General features: G+C 59.6%; 14 protein-coding genes. 8 read left to right on the top strand and 6 right to left on the bottom strand.

From position 1 onward, the window contains the following. Position 1: 1 nt before the first annotated feature. The 3 genes from P3S72_RS05130 to P3S72_RS05140 all read right to left on the bottom strand — a co-directional run bounded on the left by P3S72_RS05130 (position 2) and on the right by P3S72_RS05140 (position 6,509). Positions 2-1,603, bottom strand: coding sequence for an ABC transporter substrate-binding protein (locus P3S72_RS05130; RefSeq protein WP_276196503.1), 1,602 nt, complete (start codon positions 1,601-1,603; stop codon positions 2-4). Between the two features lie 104 nt (positions 1,604-1,707). Next, positions 1,708-5,607 (bottom strand): DUF6543 domain-containing protein, encoded by a 3,900-nt coding sequence (locus P3S72_RS05135; protein ID WP_276196504.1) that lies wholly within the window; start codon positions 5,605-5,607, stop codon positions 1,708-1,710. 191 nt (positions 5,608-5,798) lie between these two features. Continuing rightward, complete coding sequence (locus P3S72_RS05140; protein ID WP_276196505.1) at positions 5,799-6,509, bottom strand: SIMPL domain-containing protein; 711 nt, start codon at positions 6,507-6,509, stop codon at positions 5,799-5,801. Positions 6,510-6,713: 204 nt separating this feature from the next. On the opposite strand from P3S72_RS05140, the gene P3S72_RS05145 reads away from it, so the two are divergent. From P3S72_RS05145 to P3S72_RS05160, 4 genes are all read left to right on the top strand, one after another. Further along, entirely contained in the window at positions 6,714-7,976 is a 1,263-nt protein-coding gene (locus P3S72_RS05145; RefSeq protein WP_247395499.1) for an ATP-binding protein, read from the top strand. Continuing rightward, positions 7,969-8,529: a response regulator transcription factor gene (locus P3S72_RS05150; RefSeq protein ID WP_004372278.1), complete on the top strand. Its 561-nt coding sequence runs from the start codon at positions 7,969-7,971 to the stop codon at positions 8,527-8,529. The genes P3S72_RS05145 and P3S72_RS05150 overlap by 8 nt, the downstream gene beginning before the upstream one ends. 99 nt (positions 8,530-8,628) lie before the next feature. Beyond that, a complete protein-coding gene (locus tag P3S72_RS05155) occupies positions 8,629-10,353 on the top strand; it encodes an ABC transporter ATP-binding protein/permease (RefSeq protein WP_276196506.1) in 1,725 nt (574 codons plus the stop codon). A gap of 60 nt (positions 10,354-10,413) precedes the next feature. Next, positions 10,414-10,545: a hypothetical protein gene (locus tag P3S72_RS05160; protein WP_276196507.1), complete on the top strand. Its 132-nt coding sequence runs from the start codon at positions 10,414-10,416 to the stop codon at positions 10,543-10,545. A 6-nt stretch (positions 10,546-10,551) separates the two neighbouring features. On the opposite strand, the gene P3S72_RS05165 is transcribed toward P3S72_RS05160, so the two are convergent. Continuing rightward, positions 10,552-10,989, bottom strand: a complete 438-nt coding sequence (locus tag P3S72_RS05165) for a DUF1043 family protein (protein WP_247395497.1) — start codon at positions 10,987-10,989, stop codon at positions 10,552-10,554. Between the two features lie 147 nt (positions 10,990-11,136). Between P3S72_RS05165 and P3S72_RS05170 the strand changes: the two genes are divergently transcribed. From P3S72_RS05170 to zapE, 3 genes are all read left to right on the top strand, one after another. Next, positions 11,137-11,766 carry an alpha/beta fold hydrolase gene (locus tag P3S72_RS05170; protein WP_247395537.1) on the top strand — a complete coding sequence of 210 codons (630 nt, stop codon included), beginning with the start codon at positions 11,137-11,139 and terminating at the stop codon, positions 11,764-11,766. Positions 11,767-11,790: 24 nt separating this feature from the next. Next, positions 11,791-13,146 (top strand): tryptophan--tRNA ligase, encoded by a 1,356-nt coding sequence (locus tag P3S72_RS05175; protein ID WP_276196508.1) that lies wholly within the window; start codon positions 11,791-11,793, stop codon positions 13,144-13,146. Positions 13,147-13,225: 79 nt separating this feature from the next. After that, entirely contained in the window at positions 13,226-14,320 is a 1,095-nt protein-coding gene (zapE, locus tag P3S72_RS05180) for a cell division protein ZapE (protein WP_247395495.1), read from the top strand. Between the two features lie 128 nt (positions 14,321-14,448). Here the strand turns inward: zapE and P3S72_RS05185 are convergent, their stop codons facing one another. Continuing rightward, positions 14,449-15,369, bottom strand: coding sequence for a GlxA family transcriptional regulator (locus P3S72_RS05185; protein ID WP_247395536.1), 921 nt, complete (start codon positions 15,367-15,369; stop codon positions 14,449-14,451). Between the two features lie 219 nt (positions 15,370-15,588). On the opposite strand from P3S72_RS05185, the gene P3S72_RS05190 reads away from it, so the two are divergent. Beyond that, positions 15,589-16,725, top strand: a complete 1,137-nt coding sequence (locus P3S72_RS05190) for an acyl-CoA dehydrogenase family protein (RefSeq protein WP_247395494.1) — start codon at positions 15,589-15,591, stop codon at positions 16,723-16,725. Between the two features lie 123 nt (positions 16,726-16,848). Here the strand turns inward: P3S72_RS05190 and P3S72_RS05195 are convergent, their stop codons facing one another. Beyond that, positions 16,849-17,889: an NADP(H)-dependent aldo-keto reductase gene (locus tag P3S72_RS05195; protein WP_276196509.1), complete on the bottom strand. Its 1,041-nt coding sequence runs from the start codon at positions 17,887-17,889 to the stop codon at positions 16,849-16,851. Positions 17,890-18,074 lie beyond the last annotated feature (185 nt).

Here is an 18,074-nt window from a genome sequence, read left to right on the forward strand (position 1 = left end):
GTTACTTATCTAGACTCACGCCGTAGAACGGGGTCAGGCCAAAGGGGCTGATCTTGAAGTCCTGCACTTCCTTTCGAAGCGGCTGGAAAACCGTCGAGTTCGCAATAGGCGTTATAGGTACTTGTTCTTTAAGTATTTTCTGCGCCTGCTGATACCACTTGATACGCTGCTCGCGGTCGCTGCTGACCTTGGCCTGCTGCACCAGTTTGTCGTAGGCGGGGTTACACCATTTGGCGTAGTTGCTGCCCTTCACTGCGGCACAACTGTAGAGCACGCCGAGCCAGTTATCCGGGTCGCCGTTATCGCCGGTCCAGCCGTAGATCATCGCATCGTGCTCGCCATTCTTGGCGCGCTTGATGTACTCGCCCCACTCATAGCTGACGATGTTGGCGTTGATGCCGATCTTTGCCCAATCCTGCTGGATCATTTGTGCCGACATTCGCGCATTCGGATTGGAGGCGCGCTGTACGGTCATCGCCCACAGGTTGATGGTAGTACCGGGTGCAACCCCTGCTTCTTTTAGTAGCGCTCGCGCCTTGGTCGGGTCAAAGGGGGCATCCTTGATCGTCGGGTCATAAGACCACTGTGCGGGAGGTAATGCGTTCTGCGCCAATTGGCCGGCGCTCTGGTACACGGCCTTGATGATCGCGGGTTTATCGATGGCCATGTCCAAGGCCTGGCGCACTTTGAGTTGATCCAGCGGCGGATGCGTCACGTTGTAGGCCAGAAAGCCGAGGTTGAACCCCGCTTGTTGCAGCACACGCAGGTTGGGGTCTTGTTTCATCACCTCGATATCGGCGGGGCGCGGGTAGCCGCTGACCTGGCATTCGCCGGCCTTGAGTTTCTGCAAGCGCGACGCGGCGTCCGGGGTGATCGCGAACACCAGGTTGTCGAGCTTCACATCCTCGGGTTTCCAATACTGTTTATTGGCGACATAGCGAATCTGCGAGTCCTTTTGGTAGCGCTTGAATACAAACGGCCCGGTGCCCACCGGTTTCTGGTTGATCTCTTCGGCCCGGCCTTCCTTTAATAGTTGGGCTGCGTATTCGGCGGATTGCACCGAGGCGAAGCTCATTGCCAGGTTCTGTACGAACGAGGCATCGACGTTATTCAGGCTGAAACGCACGGTGTGCTCGTCCAGCTTGTCGACGCTTTTGATCGTGGTGTTCAAACCCATGTCGGTGAAGTAGGGCGACTCGGATGGATAGGCCTTGCGAAACGGGCTTTGGGCATCCAGCAGGCGGTTGAAGGTGAACAACACGTCATCCGCGTTGAAGTCGCGGGTGGGCGTGAAGAAATCGGTGGTGTGGAACTTGACGCCGTCACGCAGGTGGAAGGTGTACGCCAGGCCGTCCTTGGAGACCTCCCAACTGGTCGCCAGGCCGGGCTCGACCTCGGTGCCGCCGCGCTTGAACTGGGTCAAGCGGTTGAACACGGTTTCGGCAGAGGCATCAAAATCGGTGCCGCTGGTGTACTGGCTGGGGTCGAAACCGGCGGGGCTGGCTTCAGAGCAGTAGACCAGGGTGCTGGCGGCCTGGGCCATCGGCATACAGGCCAACAGGCCGGCGGCGAGGAGCAGTGGTTTGAAGGTGATTCTGTCCATGGAGACCCCTGAGATGGCTGGCATATAACACTGCCCAAACGAAAAAACGGCGGTCACCGAGGTTACCGCCGTTCAGGGGGGAGCAGATAGTGGATGGGTGCTTATCAGTTCAGCGTCGGTGTGATTTCTATACGTGTAGGCGCCGAGGGTTCTATGACATAACCGTCGCTGCCAATTTCATTGCTGGCTCGTATCGTTATCGTCCTTGAGGCTTTTGCATGGATGTCAGTAATAGGTTCGAGTTCACCATCCTGTTCGTCTAGTTTGGTAACGATGAAATCGGATTTTGCGGTGACGGTGGTGACACCTTCTGCCGGGTCATAGTGGATGTAGTAATGTGGATCACGTCCGCTACCAAAGACGGTGCCTTTGAATCGAGAACTCTGAAATTCATCCGGGGCAGCGCCTAGCAGCCATTGATTGGCAACTTCAGACACTCGTGCTCTTAGTGCGGGATCAGGAATGACTCTTTCAAGGGCCTCGACATTTTTTTGTATGGCTTCATTGAGTTCGTCGGTTGAGAATTTCTTGCCTGCTTCCTGCTGCTGCTTGGCGATGTCAATTTCCAGTGCGATGCCATCCGGTGTTTGTATTGTGAACTTGCTGCGATTGATATCTTTAATGAACTGCTCACTGTAATCGCTTGTGCCTAACGTCGAAGCGCTGGCTTTTGGGGGCAGTGTGGCCTTGGCTGGGTTCTCTTCGGTTGTCCAGGAGATTTGCGGTAGGGTGTTACCTTCATCGTTCACGACAATGCCGTAGGTATAACCGTGTTCATTAAGATTGAAGTATTTGTCCAGTATGTCGGCCCCCTTCATTTTCGAGCCATCCAGTTCCAGGAACTGGTCTGAAATCATTGGCGAGAGCTTGGCTTCGGTACTTGGCGTCGGCGAAACCGAGCGTTGCCATGGCCATTTCATGCCGCCATCAGCCGGCGCTCTTACCCATTCGCCGTCACGGCCAGGATGGACGCGCATCACCGCCCTGCCGGTCGCAGGGCTGATAATCGACGTTGCGCTATCCCCCATCCGGTAACGGCTTTCGATCTCGAATACCTTGCTGCTGCCGGTTTCATCGGTATGACGGACAAAGTTCCAGCGCTTGCCCTCGCTGTCCGTGACTCGATAAACACCCAGCGCATCGGGCGTGGTATTGGCGATGAATTGCTCGCCATTAGGCACGGCATGCTCGCTCATTTTTACGAGGCTGGATGAAGGCGTCCGGAAGCGGTTGGCCGTAAAAGGCGGTGTATTCAGGGTGGGAGGGATGCCTGATCCGTCCGCCTGCGGTGTATGGATTGGGTTTTCACCAATGGGCGGAACCGGTGCCTCTGGCGACGGGAGTTTTTCTTGCGGCAGTTCAAACGGATCTTTCGCCGCCCCGCTGGCGCCCGCCGAAAACAGCGTGTTAAGTGTGCCGTCGAAGGTTTTCCAGGCGCCATCTTTGCGTTCTGCCTGGGTATCGCCCGACCCGGCTTTTTCAGCGCCCAGCGCGATTTCCGTAAGGCCGGTACCGACTGCGGCAGCGGCGAGCGGCCAGCCAAGGGGCGCCAGTTTGGCAAAGAGTTGCGCGCCCACCGAAATGTCATGAAGCCAGGTATCCCGGTTGACCTCTTTGTTGGATTTGATTGCCGTATCGGCGTCGCTGGTCATGCGCGCTTTCGCCTCGTCCTTGAGGTGCGTAAAGACGTCGTTCTCGATTTTAATATCACCGCGGTCGATGGTTTTGCCTTCCCAGCTCTCCCAGTCGCCACTGGCGAGATGGGCCAGTGAAGAGTCCACGCCGTACTTGCCGAAAGCACCGCCGTCCTGGCGGTTATAGGCGGAAAAGTGTGAGGCCAGGGCTGCGCGTTTTTGCGGGTCCTTGGCTTGATCGACCACCCAGTCGTCCATTTTCTTCAGCGAGTCGAAGCGTAAAAACGCCGGGGTGGCGCCCGCAATCCAGAGTATTTGCCTGCCGTCTCGACGGTTGTTTTCGTAGTTGTATTGGCCGTCATCCAGATCGGCAAATCGAATGATGTTGCTGGGATAACCGTTTATATCGAAGGCATGTGCCCGAAGTTTGCCTTTTGCCGGTGCCTCCGCGCGCAGTTGGTCAACGGTGATGGGGGTGTTTTCATCAGCGGCAACATTAGAGACCGCCCCCATCACCAACTTATAGTCATCACGGCTGAATTTATGTTCGTCGGCCAACAGCGCCTGTTCGGTCGGGGACTTGGCCTCAAATGCCTTCAACTGCTGGCGGGCCTGATTGACGAATTCGCCTTTTGCCACCGCACGAAAATCGCTTTCGTGCGTGTTCCAGAACTCGTCGATTTTTTTCGTGGCGATACCTTGGAAGTTGGCACTCCATACGCCACGCATGAAGACGGAAGGGGAGAAGGGGAATTCGTTGTGCGCGCCGTAGCCGTTTTTCTTGCTCTGCCCTGGACCTTCGGTATAGATGCCGCCGTTGCTATCCAGCTCGCCGGGGTCCCAGTCATGTTCGGAGAAGTTATTCAGTACCGCCTCCGTCAGGGTTTTCGAGTTGTGAGGCTCCTCACCGGGGTGCTCCCAACCTGACCGCGCGCGTGCTTCCGTCACGCCGCCGTGAAAGCGATGCAGGTACAGTTTGTCGGCGTCCAACGGTTCCAGTTTGGCCAGTTGGTCCTTGGGTAAATGCTCCCGGAGGATGTTCTGCGCCAGTTGTTTGGCCTGCGCGCGCAGGTTTGGCATCGCTTGCGCCACGCCTGTTGCCAGCTTGGTGTAGGCCAGTTTTTGAGGCGCCTGGGTATAAAACTGCCCGGCAGCGGCGCGCTGTGTTTCAAGCGCGCCTATGGATTGCTTTTCGTTTGGCGGGGCGTCGAAGGTTTTCTGGCGATTTAACTGGAGCACGCGCTGCTGGCTCTGGCCGACGTTGGCGGTATTGGGTTCGCCATAAAACGTCGCGATCGTCTTCATTGACGCGCCGATAGACCCTGCGCCGAAGCTCAGGTTCAGGGATTGTTTTGGGGCAGGCGCAATGACGCTGGCGGCGTCGAGCAAAGGCCCGGCGACTTGTCTCCAGCCCGAGGTGTCGTTGAGCGAAAACTGCTTTTCAACCCCGTAGACCTTGGCTGACATGGCACCGGTGGATGGAACGATTTTCACCGTGGCAGGATCGATTTTCTGTTCGCGTAACCAGTTTTGCACCACCGGGCCTTCGAACACGTTGCGATAGTGCCCCAGCCATTGCCCCAGGACTGTCTGGGGCGGCACCGCAATCAGCCCGGCCGGGAGGCCATCGATTTTTTTCTGCCATTCGCGGGTGAAACCTTCCACCAGTGCGGCGTCACCTGGTGCGGCAGGGTGGGCAGTGGCCTCATGGCGCTTGTAAATATCTGCGACTGTGCGTTGCTGCTCTGATAGCGCCTGTTCCCCGCGTATGGAGGGGGAGCGGTAGGTGTCGGTTGGCGCGGGCGCGGCAAAGGCATGGGGCCGTTCAAGCGTGTCTGTCGTGGCCTTTGTCAGGTCTGGCAAACCATAGAAATGCGCGACTTTGCCCAGCTCGAACGTATCGCGCAGGGCATCGTTATAGTGAACGGGGTCCGCGCCGCCACTGGCGATGACCTTGCTCGCTGACAATATGGGGCCTGCAACCGTTGACCAGCCGGAGTTATCGGTCAGGCTGAGCGTGCGGCGCTGGCCGTGAATGGCGGCCGAAATTGCACCACTGTCGGGAAGAATGACGATGCTTGCGGGCGCAATGCCTTTGCTCTTTATCCAGTGTTGAAAGTCGGGGTTACTTAGCGCGATGGCCAATTGGGTTCGCCACTGTCCCAGTGTGGAGTTTGGCGGGATTTGAATCGGGGCGGCGTATTCGCCTCTTGTGCTGTTGAGCGCACTGAGGAAGTTTTGCACCAATTGGCTATCGCCCGGCGCGCGCGGGGTAGAGGGCGTGGCGGAGTCGGATGAAGTATCCGAGGCGGCTGACGGGCTGGGGGTGAAGGTTTGGGTCGACGCTGGGTTTACGACGGAAAGTGTCATCGTTGGAGTTCTCGGTAGTGATGTGGATACACGCCCGCAGATCACTCCTTGTTTATCTGAGGGTACTGATGTGTGCCGAAAATCGAGAAAACGATTCCACGCTAGATGTCAGCGGGGGTTACTGCTGATTGCCATTCACAAAAAAACGGCGCGAGCCTGAGGTCGCGCCGTTTTTTGGGTTCGTGGGAGGGTTATTGAAGCACTTCAATGACCCCCTCCGCCGACATACTGACCTGGCTGGTGCCGGCTTCCACTTCCGGCGTCGGCGCCGAGTCCATCTCTGCGGCTTTCATCATCATGGCGCCGCGCGCGTAAGGCTGTGGATAACCATTGGTGTTGAAGTTCAGGTTGACGATCTTGTAACCCTTGCCGCCCAACGCATCGGTGGCCAGTTGCGCACGCGCCTTGAACGCGTTGACGGCGTCTTTGAGCAGTGCATCCTCGCTGGCCTTGCGGGTCGGGTTGGCGATGGCGAAGTCCATGCTGTTCATCTTCAGGTGGGTCAGCATTTCGCCAGTGAGCTTGGACAAGGCGGCAAAGTCCGAGCTTTCCATGCGCAGTTCGGCACGTTCGCGCCAGCCGGTGATTTTCTGGTTCTTGTTGTCGTAGATCGGGTAGCTGTTGCGGCTACCCTGGCGCAGGGTCACGCCTTTGACTTCGCGAGCCTGGGCCAGGGCCTTGTTCATGGTGGTGGTGATTTCCGCGGCGAGCTTGCCCGGGTCGGTGTTTTGGGATTCGGTGTAGAGGGTGACGATCATCTGGTCGCGGGCTACTTCCTGGCTGACCTCGGCCCGCAGGGAAATCTGGTTGTAATGCAGTTCATCGGCGGCGACGGCCGGAAGGCTGGCCAGGACCCCGGCGCTGAGGGTGAGAACGGCAGCATTGCGAATGAAACGGGACATGGAAACTCCTTGGGATGTTCGTGTCGATATGACTGTAGACGGTGGTGTCGGGTTCTTCGGGTTTACACATTCGCTACACATTGTCGTGGCGCCGACGAACGGTAATTTACCGCGCCTGCGTCAAAGAGCCACACACGCCGTGCCAGCGTGTCTGCTTCGTTTATACTCCTGCCGATCCGCCTGCAGCGCTCACCGGGAGAGCTCATGCTCGCCGTCGTAAAACTGACTTCCGCCACCCGCCAGAACCTCTGGCGCCTGACGTTCATTCGCACCCTGGTGCTGGCCGCGCAGGCCGGTTCGGTCGGGCTTGCCTATTGGTTCGACCTGCTGGCGCTGCCATGGCTGCAACTGAGCGTGACCCTGGGCTTTTCCACCGTGCTGTGTGTGTTTACCGCCATCCGGTTGCGCACCACCTGGCCGGTGACCGAGCTGGAGTACGCCCTGCAGTTGGCCTGCGACCTGTTTATCCACAGTGTGTTGCTGTATTTCTCCGGCGGTTCCACCAATCCGTTTGTTTCGTATTACCTGGTGCCCCTGACCATCGCGGCCGTGACCTTGCCGTGGCGCTACTCGGTGGTGCTTTCCGGCATCGCCCTGACCCTGTACACCTTGCTGTTGGCGCAGTTCTACCCGTTGCAGACGTTCCCCATCGCCCGGGAAAACCTGCAGATCTACGGGATGTGGTTGAGCTTCGCGCTGTCCGCTGCCGTCATCACCTTTTTTGCCGCCCGCATGGCCGAAGAACTGCGCCGTCAGGAAGAGTTGCGTGCCATTCGCCGCGAAGAGGGCCTGCGCGACCAGCAACTGCTGGCCGTCGCCACCCAGGCTGCCGGTGCAGCTCATGAGTTGGGCACGCCCCTGGCGACCATGAGCGTACTGCTCAACGAAATGACCCAGGACCATCACGACCCGGCGCTGCAAGAAGATCTCGGCGTGCTGCGCGAACAGGTCAAGCAGTGCAAGCAAACCTTGCAGCAACTGGTACGCGCCGCCGAAGCCAATCGCCGCCTGGCGGTGGAGATGCAGGACGTGACCCAGTGGCTCGACGAAGCCTTGAACCGCTGGCACTTGATGCGCCCCGAAGCCAGTTACCGTTTCCACCTGCTGGGGCAGGGCAGCGTGCCGCGCTTGGCGCCGCCGCCGGACTTGACCCAGGCCCTGCTCAACCTGCTGAACAATGCCGCCGATGCCTGCCCCGAAGGCCTCGAAGTGCAGTTGGACTGGAATACCGAAGACCTGACCATCAGCATTCGTGACCACGGCGCCGGCGTGCCGCTGGCCATCGCCGAGCAGATCGGCAAACCGTTCTTTACCACCAAGGGCAAAGGCTTCGGCCTCGGCCTGTTTTTGAGCAAGGCCAGCGTGACCCGCGCGGGCGGCTCAGTGAAGCTCTATAGTCATGAGGAAGGTGGCACGCTCACCGAGCTGCGCCTACCCCGTGTCGCACGAGGAGATATCGATGAGTGACGAGATCCAAGTCGAAGGCGAAGAACTGCCGCACCTGTTGCTGGTAGATGATGACGCTACCTTTACCCGCGTCATGGCGCGTGCCATGAGCCGTCGCGGTTTTCGCGTCAGCACGGCAGGTTCCGCAGAAGAAGGCCTGAGCATCGCCCAGGCCGACTTGCCGGACTACGCCGCGCTCGACTTGAAAATGGACGGCGACTCCGGCCTGGTGCTGCTGCCCAAGCTGCTCGAACTCGATCCGGAAATGCGCGTGGTAATCCTCACCGGTTATTCCAGCATCGCCACCGCCGTCGAAGCCATCAAGCGCGGCGCCTGCAACTACCTGTGCAAACCGGCGGACGCCGACGACGTGCTGGCGGCCTTGCTCTCCGAGCACGCCGACCTCGACACCCTGGTGCCGGAAAACCCAATGTCGGTGGACCGCCTGCAGTGGGAACACATCCAGCGTGTGCTGACCGAGCATGAAGGCAATATCTCGGCCACCGCCCGTGCCCTGGGCATGCACCGTCGTACCCTGCAGCGTAAGTTGCAGAAGCGCCCGGTACGGCGCTGAACGCCGGCTGAACAATCTGCTTCAGGCCGCACGGCGCCTTGAACCGATCGTCTATGATCGGTTCAAACGCCTGTTACATTTTCTTACAGAGCCTGAACGATGAATCAGAACGCTGAGTACTCCGCGGTCAATGACGCGGTGCGTGGGCACTTTTTTCGCCGAACCTGGGCGATGATCACGCCCTATTGGCGCAGTGAAGAGAAGGGCAAGGCCTGGTTGTTGTTGGTGGCGGTGATTGGTTTGTCACTGTTCAGCGTCGCGATCTCCGTGTGGATCAACCACTGGTACAAGGATTTCTACAACGCCCTGGAACATAAGGACACGGCGGCTTTCTGGCAACTGATTGGCTATTTTGGCGGTATCGCTGCGGTGGCCATCCTCGGTGCGGTTTACCGTTTGTACCTAACCCAGATGCTGACCATCCGCTGGCGTGCCTGGCTGACCGAAAAACACTTTGCGCGTTGGCTCAGCGACAAAAACTACTACCAGCTGGAGCAGGGCGATTACACCGATAACCCGGACCAGCGGATTTCCGAAGACCTCAATAGCTTCACCTCCAGCACCTTGAACTTGGGGGTGGGGCTGCTGCGCAACGTAGTCAGCCTGGTGTCGTTTTCCATCATCCTGTGGGGCGTGTCGGGCAGTATCGAAGTGTTTGGCTTCACCATCCCCGGCTACATGTTCTGGTGTGCTTTGCTTTATGCCGCCGTGGGCAGTTGGCTGACGCACTTGATCGGCCGTCGCTTGATTGGGCTGAACAACCAGCAGCAACGCTTTGAAGCGGACTTGCGTTTTTCCATGGTGCGGGTGCGCGAGAACGCCGAGAGCATCGCCTTGTACAACGGCGAGCCGAATGAAAATCGACGTTTGAGCCAACGCTTCGGCCGGGTCTGGCATAACTTCTGGGACATCATGAAAGTGTCCAAGCGCCTGACCTTCTTCACTGCCGGCTACGGCCAGATCGCAATCATCTTTCCGTTTATCGTCGCCGCGCCGCGCTACTTCGCCGGCAAGATCGAGTTGGGCGAGCTGATGCAAATCAACTCGGCGTTCGGCAACGTCCAGGACAACTTCAGCTGGTTTATCAGCGCGTACACGGAGCTGGCCAGTTGGCGCGCCACCAGTGATCGTCTGCTGAGTTTCCAGCAGGCCATGAGCGATAACGAGCAGCGCCCTGCGGCCATCGACGTGCGCCCGGAAGGCGAGCGCCTGGTGGTAGAGAAGCTCGGCATGGATCTGGCCGATGGTCGCCACTTGCTCGCCGACGCCGACATGATCGTCGAGCCAGGCCAGCGCCTGATGCTCAGCGGGCGTTCCGGCAGCGGTAAAAGTACGTTGCTGCGTGCCATGGGCCAACTGTGGCCGGCGGGCCACGGCAGCATTCGCCTGCCGGCGGCGCGCTACCTGTTCCTGCCGCAGAAGCCGTATCTGCCGATTGGCACGTTGAAGGCCGCGCTGAGTTATCCACAGGACGACGGCGTGTACGTGGACGAACGTTATGCACAGGTCCTGCAAACCTGCCGCTTGCCGCACCTGGTCGCGCGGCTGGAGGAAGCCAATCACTGGCAGCGCATGCTCTCGCCGGGCGAGCAGCAGCGCCTGGCCTTTGCCCGTGCATTGTTGTTCGCACCGCAGTGGCTGTACATGGACGAAGCGACCTCGGCCATGGATGAAGAGGATGAGGCGACGTTGTACCAGGCGTTGATCGATGAACTGCCGGGGCTGAGCATCGTCAGCGTTGGCCATCGCAGCAGCCTCAAGCGCTTCCATGGGCGGCATGTGCGGATCGACAGTGGGTTGTTGCAGGAACAGCCCGTCTCCTGAGGCCCAACTCGGTCAGTGTGGGAGGGAGCTTGCTCGCGATAGCAGTGTGTCAGTCAGCCCATGTATCAACTGATCCGCCGCTATCGGGAGCAAGCTCCCTCCCACAATGGCATCCCCGCTGGTCTGGAGATTGAGGCCCAACAAAAAGCCCGGCTGATCATCGATCAGCCGGGCTTTTTTTACAGCGCCTGAAAAGACTTACTTCTTCAAGCCGTAATGCTCATCCAGCATGCCTGGGGCGTTCGGCGTTTTTGGCGCGTAGTCCCGTGGCGGCTCCTGGTTTTCCCGTGGCGGGGTCAGGCGATCCCGTGGGGTCTGCGGTGCATCGGAATGCAGCGCGGCCAGCAGGCGCTGACGGGTGATGTCGTCGAGCGCCAGGCGGTTGGCGCCATCGGCGAGGTGATCCTGTACTTCCTGGTAGCTCTGTGTGAGCTTCTTGACCAGGGTCGCGGTGCTGTTGAAGTGGGTAACAACTTCGTTCTGATAACTGTCAAAACGTTCCTGAATGTCATCCAACTGACGCTGCGTGCGGTTAGGCGCGGCATTCGGCAGCAAGCGAGCAACCAGGAATCCAATGGCGACACCGGCAACCAGGGCAAGAGTCGGCAACAACCAAACTAAGAGCGAGTGTTCCACGAGTCCTTCCTCTATAAACGGCTTTGCTTTACGTTAACGGCTCGGACCTGCGCTGTATACCGCGATTAAGCTCGCAATGATGCCATGCACAGACTTTTAGCTAGACGAGTCGACCCTTTGAGAGGTCACGGAGTTCATTCCTTGCTCATGCGTGAAACCCCTGTTTTGATCGATGGCCCGGTAGGTCAATTGGAAGCCCTGTACCTCGACAACCCCGAACCACGTGGCCTGGCGCTGATCTGCCATCCGAATCCGGTGCAGGGTGGGACGATGCTCAATAAAGTCGTTTCGACCCTGCAACGCACCGCGCGCGATGCCGGTTTGATCACGTTGCGTTTCAATTACCGTGGCGTCGGTGCCAGCGCCGGCACCCATGACATGGCCAGCGGTGAAGTAGACGATGCCGAAGCGGCCGCCACCTGGCTGCGCAAAAAACACCCCGACCTGCCCATCACCTTGCTCGGTTTTTCCTTTGGTGGCTATGTCGCCGCCAGCCTCGGTGGCCGTCTGGAAGCCAAGGGCGAAAAGCTCGCGCACCTGTTCATGGTCGCCGCTGCGGTGATGCGTCTGGGCGATACCGACGTGCTGCCCCAGAACTGCCCGTTGACCCTGATCCAGCCGGAAACCGACGAAGTCGTCGACCCGCAACGCGTCTATGACTGGTCCGCCGCCCTGAAACGCCCCCATGAGCTGCTGAAAGTGGCAGAATGCGGACACTTTTTTCATGGCAAGCTGACCGATCTGAAGGATCTGGTGCTGCCGCGCCTCTCGAATTGATAGCAGTCTGATAAGCGATTACCCATGACGACTCGTACCCGTATCCTCACCGGCATCACCACCACCGGCACGCCGCACCTGGGCAACTACGCCGGGGCGATCCGCCCGGCGATCCTTGCCAGTCAGGACGCCAATGCCGACTCCTTCTACTTCCTGGCCGACTACCACGCCCTGATCAAATGCGATGACCCGCAGCGCATCCAGCGCTCGCGTATGGAAATCGCCGCGACCTGGCTGGCCGGTGGCCTGGATGTGAACCGGGTGACGTTCTATCGCCAGTCCGACATCCCCGAGATCCCCGAGCTGACCTGGCTGCTGACCTGCGTCGCCGCCAAGGGCCTGCTCAACCGCGCCCACGCCTACAAAGCGTCGGTGGACAAGAACGTGGAAAACGGCGAAGACCCGGATGCGGGCATCACCATGGGCCTGTACAGCTACCCGGTGCTGATGGCAGCGGACATTTTGATGTTCAACGCGCACAAGGTGCCGGTCGGCCGCGACCAGATCCAGCACGTGGAAATGGCCCGCGACATCGGCCAGCGGTTCAACCACCTGTTCGGCAACGGTAAAGAGTTCTTCACCATGCCCGAGGCGTTGATCGAAGAAAGCGTCGCCACCTTGCCGGGCCTGGACGGTCGCAAGATGTCGAAGAGCTACGACAACACCATCCCGTTGTTCAGCAGCGCCAAGGACATGAAAGACGCGATCTCGCGGATCGTCACCGACTCCCGCGCGCCCGGTGAAGCCAAGGACCCGGACAATTCGCACCTGTTCACCCTGTACCAGGCGTTTGCCAGCAAGGCCCAGGAGCAGGAGTTTCGCGCCGAGTTGTTGCAAGGCCTGGGCTGGGGCGAGGCGAAGAACCGTCTGTTCCAACTGCTGGACGGTCAACTGGGTGAATCCCGCGAGCGCTATCACCAATTGATGTCGCGCCCGGCGGACATGGAAGACCTGCTGCTGATCGGTGCCCAAAAAGCCCGCGCCGTGGCCGCGCCGTTCCTCGCCGAACTGCGTGAGGCAGTGGGCCTGCGTTCGTTCGTCAACCAGGCCGCAGCGCCGGTCAGCACCAAGAAAAAGGCCGCCAAAGCTGCACGCTTCGTGAGCTTTCGTGAAGACGACGGCAGCTTCCGCTTCCGCCTGCTGGCGGCCGATGGCGAGCAACTGCTGTTGTCGCGCAATTTTGCCGACGGCAAAGCGGCTGGCGCAGTGACCAAGCAATTGCAAAGTGGCGCTGCGCTGGACGTGCGCACTGAAGCCCTGAGCTTCAGTGTATGGCTGGACGCCGCCGCAGTGGCCGACAGCGCTACGTTCGCCGATGCCGCGTCGCGCGATGCCGCCATCGAAGCCCTGCGCGTCGCATTGACCCCCCTCGAGGATTAACCCGACCAAGGGTTGATTGCCATTATCCGGGGCCGTCGTTACAGTGACGGCCCGTTTTTGTTGCCTTGCTAACGAAATTATGACGCCCCTAGAACGATATCAAGCTGATCTGAAACGCCCTGAATTCTTCCACGATGCGGCCCAGGAAACGGCGGTGCGTCATTTGCAACGCCTGTACGAAGACCTGGTCGCGGCCTCGCAGAGCAAACCCGGGGTGTTCAGCAAGTTGTTTGGCAAGAAAGGCTACACGCCGGTCAAGGGCCTGTACTTCTGGGGCGGCGTCGGTCGCGGCAAGACCTACCTGGTGGACACCTTCTTCGAAGCGTTGCCGTTCAGGGAAAAGGTCCGCACGCACTTCCACCGCTTCATGAAGCGCGTCCACGAAGAGATGAAAACCCTGCCGGGCGAGAAAAACCCGCTGACCATCATCGCCAAGCGGTTCTCCGCAGAAGCGCGGGTGATCTGTTTCGATGAGTTCTTCGTCTCCGACATCACCGACGCCATGATCCTCGGCACCTTGATGGAAGAGTTGTTCAAGAACGGCGTGACCCTGGTCGCTACCTCGAACATCGTGCCCGATGGCCTGTACAAGGATGGCCTGCAACGCGCGCGTTTCCTGCCGGCCATTGCGCTGATCAAGCAGAACACCGAGATCGTCAACGTCGACAGTGGCGTCGATTACCGCCTGCGGCACCTGGAGCAAGCGGAGTTGTTCCACTTCCCGCTCAACGATGCGGCGCAAGAAAGCCTGCGCAAAAGCTTCCGCGCCCTCACGCCGGAATGCACCCAGGCGGTGGAAAACGACAAGTTGATCATCGAAAACCGCGAAATCATCGCCTTGCGCACCTGCGATGACGTGGCGTGGTTCGACTTCCGTGAACTGTGCGACGGCCCGCGCAGCCAGAACGACTACATCGAACTGGGCAAGATCTTCCACGCCGTGATCCTCAGTGGCGTGGAGCAGATGAGCGTCAGCACCGACGACATCGCGCGCCGCTTTATCAACATGGTCGACGAGTTCTATGACCGCAACGTCAAGTTGATCATCTCGGCGGAAGTCGAGCTCAAGGACCTCTACACCGGCGGTCGCTTGAACTTTGAATTCCAGCGCACCCTGAGCCGCTTGCTGGAAATGCAATCCCACGAGTTCCTGTCGCGGGCGCACAAGCCCTAAGCACGACGCAGCTCCAATGTGGGAGGGAGCTTGCTCCCGATAGCGGAATGTCAGTCAATGATGTAGTGACTGATCCACCGCCATCGGGAGCAAGCTCCCTCCCACATTCGGCCTCTGTACGGCCCTGATTACGCGGCTTGCTGGAACTGCTGGCGATACTGGTTCGGTGACAGCTCGGTGTGCTGCCTGAACAACCGCGCAAAGAAGCTCGCATCGTCGTAACCCACCTCATAACTGATGGTCTTGATGCTCTTGCGGCTGCCCGAAAGCAGTCCTTTTGCCGTCTCGATCCGCAGCCGTTGCAGGTAATGCAGCGGTTTGTCGCCGGTGGCGGTCTGGAAGCGGCGCATGAAGTTGCGGATGCTCATGCCGTGTTCCCGGGCGACGTCCTCGAAGCGGAACTTGTCGGCGAAATGTTCTTCGAGCCAGTGCTGGATTTGCAGGATGATCACGTCCTGGTGCAGCTTCTGCCCACCGAAACCGATCCGTCCCGGCGAGTAGCTACGCTGCACTTCGTAAAGAATGTCGCGGGCCACGGCCTGGGCGATATTGGCGCCGCAGAAGCGTTCGATCAAATAAATGTAGAGGTCGCAGGCGGAGGTGGTACCGCCGGCGCAGTACAGGTTGTCGGCGTCGGTGAGGTGCTTGTCCTGGTTAAGTTGGACCTTGGGGAAGCGCTCGCTGAAGGCATTGAAGAAACGCCAGTAGGTCGTCGCCTCCTTCCCATCGAGCAGCCCGGCTTCGGCCAGCCAGAACACCCCGTTGGCTACGCCGCAGACTACGGCGCCGCGGGCGTGCTGTTCACGCAGCCACGGCAGCACTTGCGGGTAACGCGTACACAGGGCGTCGAAGTCATCCCAGAAAGCCGGTAGCACGATGATGTCGGCGTCTTCCAGCCCGCCGTCCATCGGCATGATCACATCACTGAAGCTGTGTGCCGATTGCCCGTCGGGGCTGACCAGGCGGGTTTCGAACGCGGGGGTCAGGCCCAGGCCTTGTTGTTTGCCGTAACGCAGGCTGGCGAGGTGGAAGAAATCCTTGGCTTGCATGAGGGTGGAAGCGAATACCCGATCAATGGCCAAAATGCTGACGCGCCGCAGGGGCGTGGAGATTTGGTTAGACATAATTTCATTTATTCTTATAGGGGAAAGTGGTCACCAGACGGCTGGATCGTCTTATTTTTTGTCGCATGTGTCCAGTGTCCCGTGACGTCGTCGGGGCATAGGCTCTGTGGTTCGTCTTTGTCCGACAATCCACGCAGGTGACCCATGATCCCCAGAACCTTGTTCAGTTCGGAACACGAGCTCTTCCGCCAGAGCGTGCGCACCTTCCTTGAAAAAGACGCCGCGCCGTTCCACGCGCAATGGGAGAAGCAGGGCTATATCGACCGCACGCTGTGGAACAAGGCCGGCGAGGCGGGGATGTTGTGCTCCCATCTGCCGGAGGAGTACGGCGGCCTGGGTGCGGACTTTCTTTACAGCGCAGTGGTGATCGAAGAAATCAGCCGTCTGGGGCTGACCGGCATCGGTTTCTCCCTGCATTCGGATATTGTCGCGCCGTACATCCTGCATTACGGCAGTGAGGCGTTGAAGCACAAATACCTGCCCAGATTGATCTCCGGCGAGATGGTCACGGCCATCGCAATGACCGAGCCGGGTGCCGGGTCCGATCTGCAAGGGGTCAAGACCAGCGCAGTGCTGGACGGCGATGAGTATGTGATCAACGGCTCCAAGACCTTCATCACCAACGGCTTTCTCGCCGATCTGGTGATCGTGGTCGCCAAGACCGACCCCAAGGCCGGCGCCAAGGGCACCAGCCTGTTCCTGGTGGAGGCCGCCACGCCGGGCTTCGATAAGGGCAAGCGCCTGGAGAAAGTCGGCATGAAGGCCCAGGACACCTCTGAGCTGTTCTTCCAGGATGTCCGTGTACCCAAGGAAAACTTGCTGGGCCAGGCGGGCATGGGCTTTGCCTATTTGATGCAGGAGTTGCCCCAGGAGCGCTTGACCGTGGCGATTGGCGCGCTGTCGTCAGCCGAAGCAGCGCTGCAATGGACGCTCGACTACACCCGTGAGCGGAGGGCGTTCGGCAAGGCGATTGCCGATTTCCAGAACACCCGCTTCAAATTGGCGGAGATGGCCACCGAGATCCAGATCGGCCGCGTGTTCGTCGATAAGTGCCTGGCATTGCACCTTGAGGGCAAGCTCGACGTGCCCACCGCCGCGATGGCCAAGTACTGGGCCACGGACCTGCAATGCAAGGTGCTCGACGAGTGCGTGCAATTGCATGGCGGCTACGGCTTCATGTGGGAATACCCGATCGCCCGCGCCTGGGCGGATGCGCGGGTGCAGCGGATTTATGCGGGGACCAACGAGATCATGAAGGAGATTATTGCGCGGGCGCTCTGATTTCGGTGGTGTGGCTGAGGGCCTCATCGGGGGCAAGCCCCCTCCCACAGTTGACCGAGTTCCCATATGAGAATGCGGTCGAATGTGGGAGGGGCTTGCCCCCGATGGCGGCCTAAAGGTCAATCAAGGCGCCGGATTCGGATGATCCTTCTGAATCGCCTCAATCCCCTCCAGCACCTCTTTCGACAGTTTCAGGTCTGCGCTGGCAAGGTTGCTGTCCAGTTGCTCAAGCGTCGTCGCACCAATGATGTTGCTGGTCACGAACGGCTGCTGCGTAACGAACGCCAACGCCATCTGCGCCGGGTCCAGGCCGTGTGCGCGGGCCAGTGCCACATAGCGGCTGCACGCCGCTTCCGACTGCGGGTTGAAGTAGCGGCTGAAGCGGCTGTATTCCGTCAGGCGGGCTTTTGCCGGGCGTGCGCCGCCTTCGTATTTGCCGCTGAGCATGCCGAACGCCAAGGGCGAATAAGCCAGCAAGCCGCACTGTTCGCGAATCGCGATTTCCGCCAGGCCCACTTCAAAGCTGCGGTTGAGCAGGTTGTAGGGGTTCTGGATCGACACTGCGCGGGTCCAGCCACGGGCTTCGGCCAGGGCGAGGAATTTCATGGTGCCCCAGGGTGTTTCATTGGACAGGCCGATGTGGCGGATCTTGCCGGCCTTCACTTGCGCGTCCAGCGCTTCGAGGGTTTCCTCCAGCGGCGTCAGGTCGTCTTCGTCCTTGTGCGTGTAGCCCAACTGGCCGAAGAAGTTGGTGCTGCGCTCCGGCCAATGCAACTGGTAGAGGTCGATCCAGTCGGTCTGCAGGCGCTTGAGGCTGGCATCCAGGGCGTCGACGATGTGCTTGCGGTTGTGGCGCGGGTGGCCGCCGCGGATGTAGTCGATGGTGTTGCCGGGGCCGGCGATCTTGCTGGCGAGAATCCAGTCGGCCCGGTCGCCGTGGCTTTTGAAGTAATTACCGATGTAACGCTCGGTGGTGGCGTAGGTATCGGCCTTGGGCGGCACCGGGTACATTTCCGCCGTGTCGAGGAAGTTGATCCCTGCGGCCTTGGCCCGTTCGATCTGTGCGAAGGCCTCTGCCTCGCTGTTCTGCTCGCCCCAGGTCATGGTGCCCAAGGCTATCGCGCTTACGTTCAGATCGGTACGGCCCAGCTGTCGATAATCCATCGGGTGCTCCTTTGGGGAAAACAATCATAAAAGCAGGTTGAAATTTTTTTCGCAATCTGCATAATTGCCCACCTCTTTCTGCAGTGGAAGTGATGCGCCGCCTGCCGAAGAATCTTGCCGTTGAACGGACGCGCCGACCCGAGCCCCCGATAGCGTCTGTATCCGGCTGCCTTTGACTTGTCAAA

It is taken from the genome of Pseudomonas sp. D3, from assembly GCF_029320995.1.
Lineage (GTDB): Bacteria > Pseudomonadota > Gammaproteobacteria > Pseudomonadales > Pseudomonadaceae > Aquipseudomonas > Aquipseudomonas paraveronii.

Excerpts from the sequence above, each read along its gene's own strand:
- P3S72_RS05150 (WP_004372278.1), top strand. The coding sequence starts at position 7,969 with ATGAGTGACGAGATCCAAGTCGAAGGCGAAGAACTGCCGCACCTGTTG.
- P3S72_RS05170 (WP_247395537.1), top strand. The coding sequence starts at position 11,137 with ATGCGTGAAACCCCTGTTTTGATCGATGGCCCGGTAGGTCAATTGGAA.
- P3S72_RS05175 (WP_276196508.1), top strand. The coding sequence starts at position 11,791 with ATGACGACTCGTACCCGTATCCTCACCGGCATCACCACCACCGGCACG.
- P3S72_RS05130 (WP_276196503.1), bottom strand. The coding sequence starts at position 1,603 with ATGGACAGAATCACCTTCAAACCACTGCTCCTCGCCGCCGGCCTGTTG.
- P3S72_RS05145 (WP_247395499.1), top strand. The coding sequence starts at position 6,714 with ATGCTCGCCGTCGTAAAACTGACTTCCGCCACCCGCCAGAACCTCTGG.
- P3S72_RS05195 (WP_276196509.1), bottom strand. The coding sequence starts at position 17,889 with ATGGATTATCGACAGCTGGGCCGTACCGATCTGAACGTAAGCGCGATA.
- zapE (WP_247395495.1), top strand. The coding sequence starts at position 13,226 with ATGACGCCCCTAGAACGATATCAAGCTGATCTGAAACGCCCTGAATTC.
- P3S72_RS05135 (WP_276196504.1), bottom strand. The coding sequence starts at position 5,607 with ATGACACTTTCCGTCGTAAACCCAGCGTCGACCCAAACCTTCACCCCC.
- P3S72_RS05185 (WP_247395536.1), bottom strand. The coding sequence starts at position 15,369 with ATGCAAGCCAAGGATTTCTTCCACCTCGCCAGCCTGCGTTACGGCAAA.
- P3S72_RS05140 (WP_276196505.1), bottom strand. The coding sequence starts at position 6,509 with ATGTCCCGTTTCATTCGCAATGCTGCCGTTCTCACCCTCAGCGCCGGG.
- P3S72_RS05190 (WP_247395494.1), top strand. The coding sequence starts at position 15,589 with ATGATCCCCAGAACCTTGTTCAGTTCGGAACACGAGCTCTTCCGCCAG.
- P3S72_RS05160 (WP_276196507.1), top strand. The coding sequence starts at position 10,414 with ATGTATCAACTGATCCGCCGCTATCGGGAGCAAGCTCCCTCCCACAAT.
- P3S72_RS05155 (WP_276196506.1), top strand. The coding sequence starts at position 8,629 with ATGAATCAGAACGCTGAGTACTCCGCGGTCAATGACGCGGTGCGTGGG.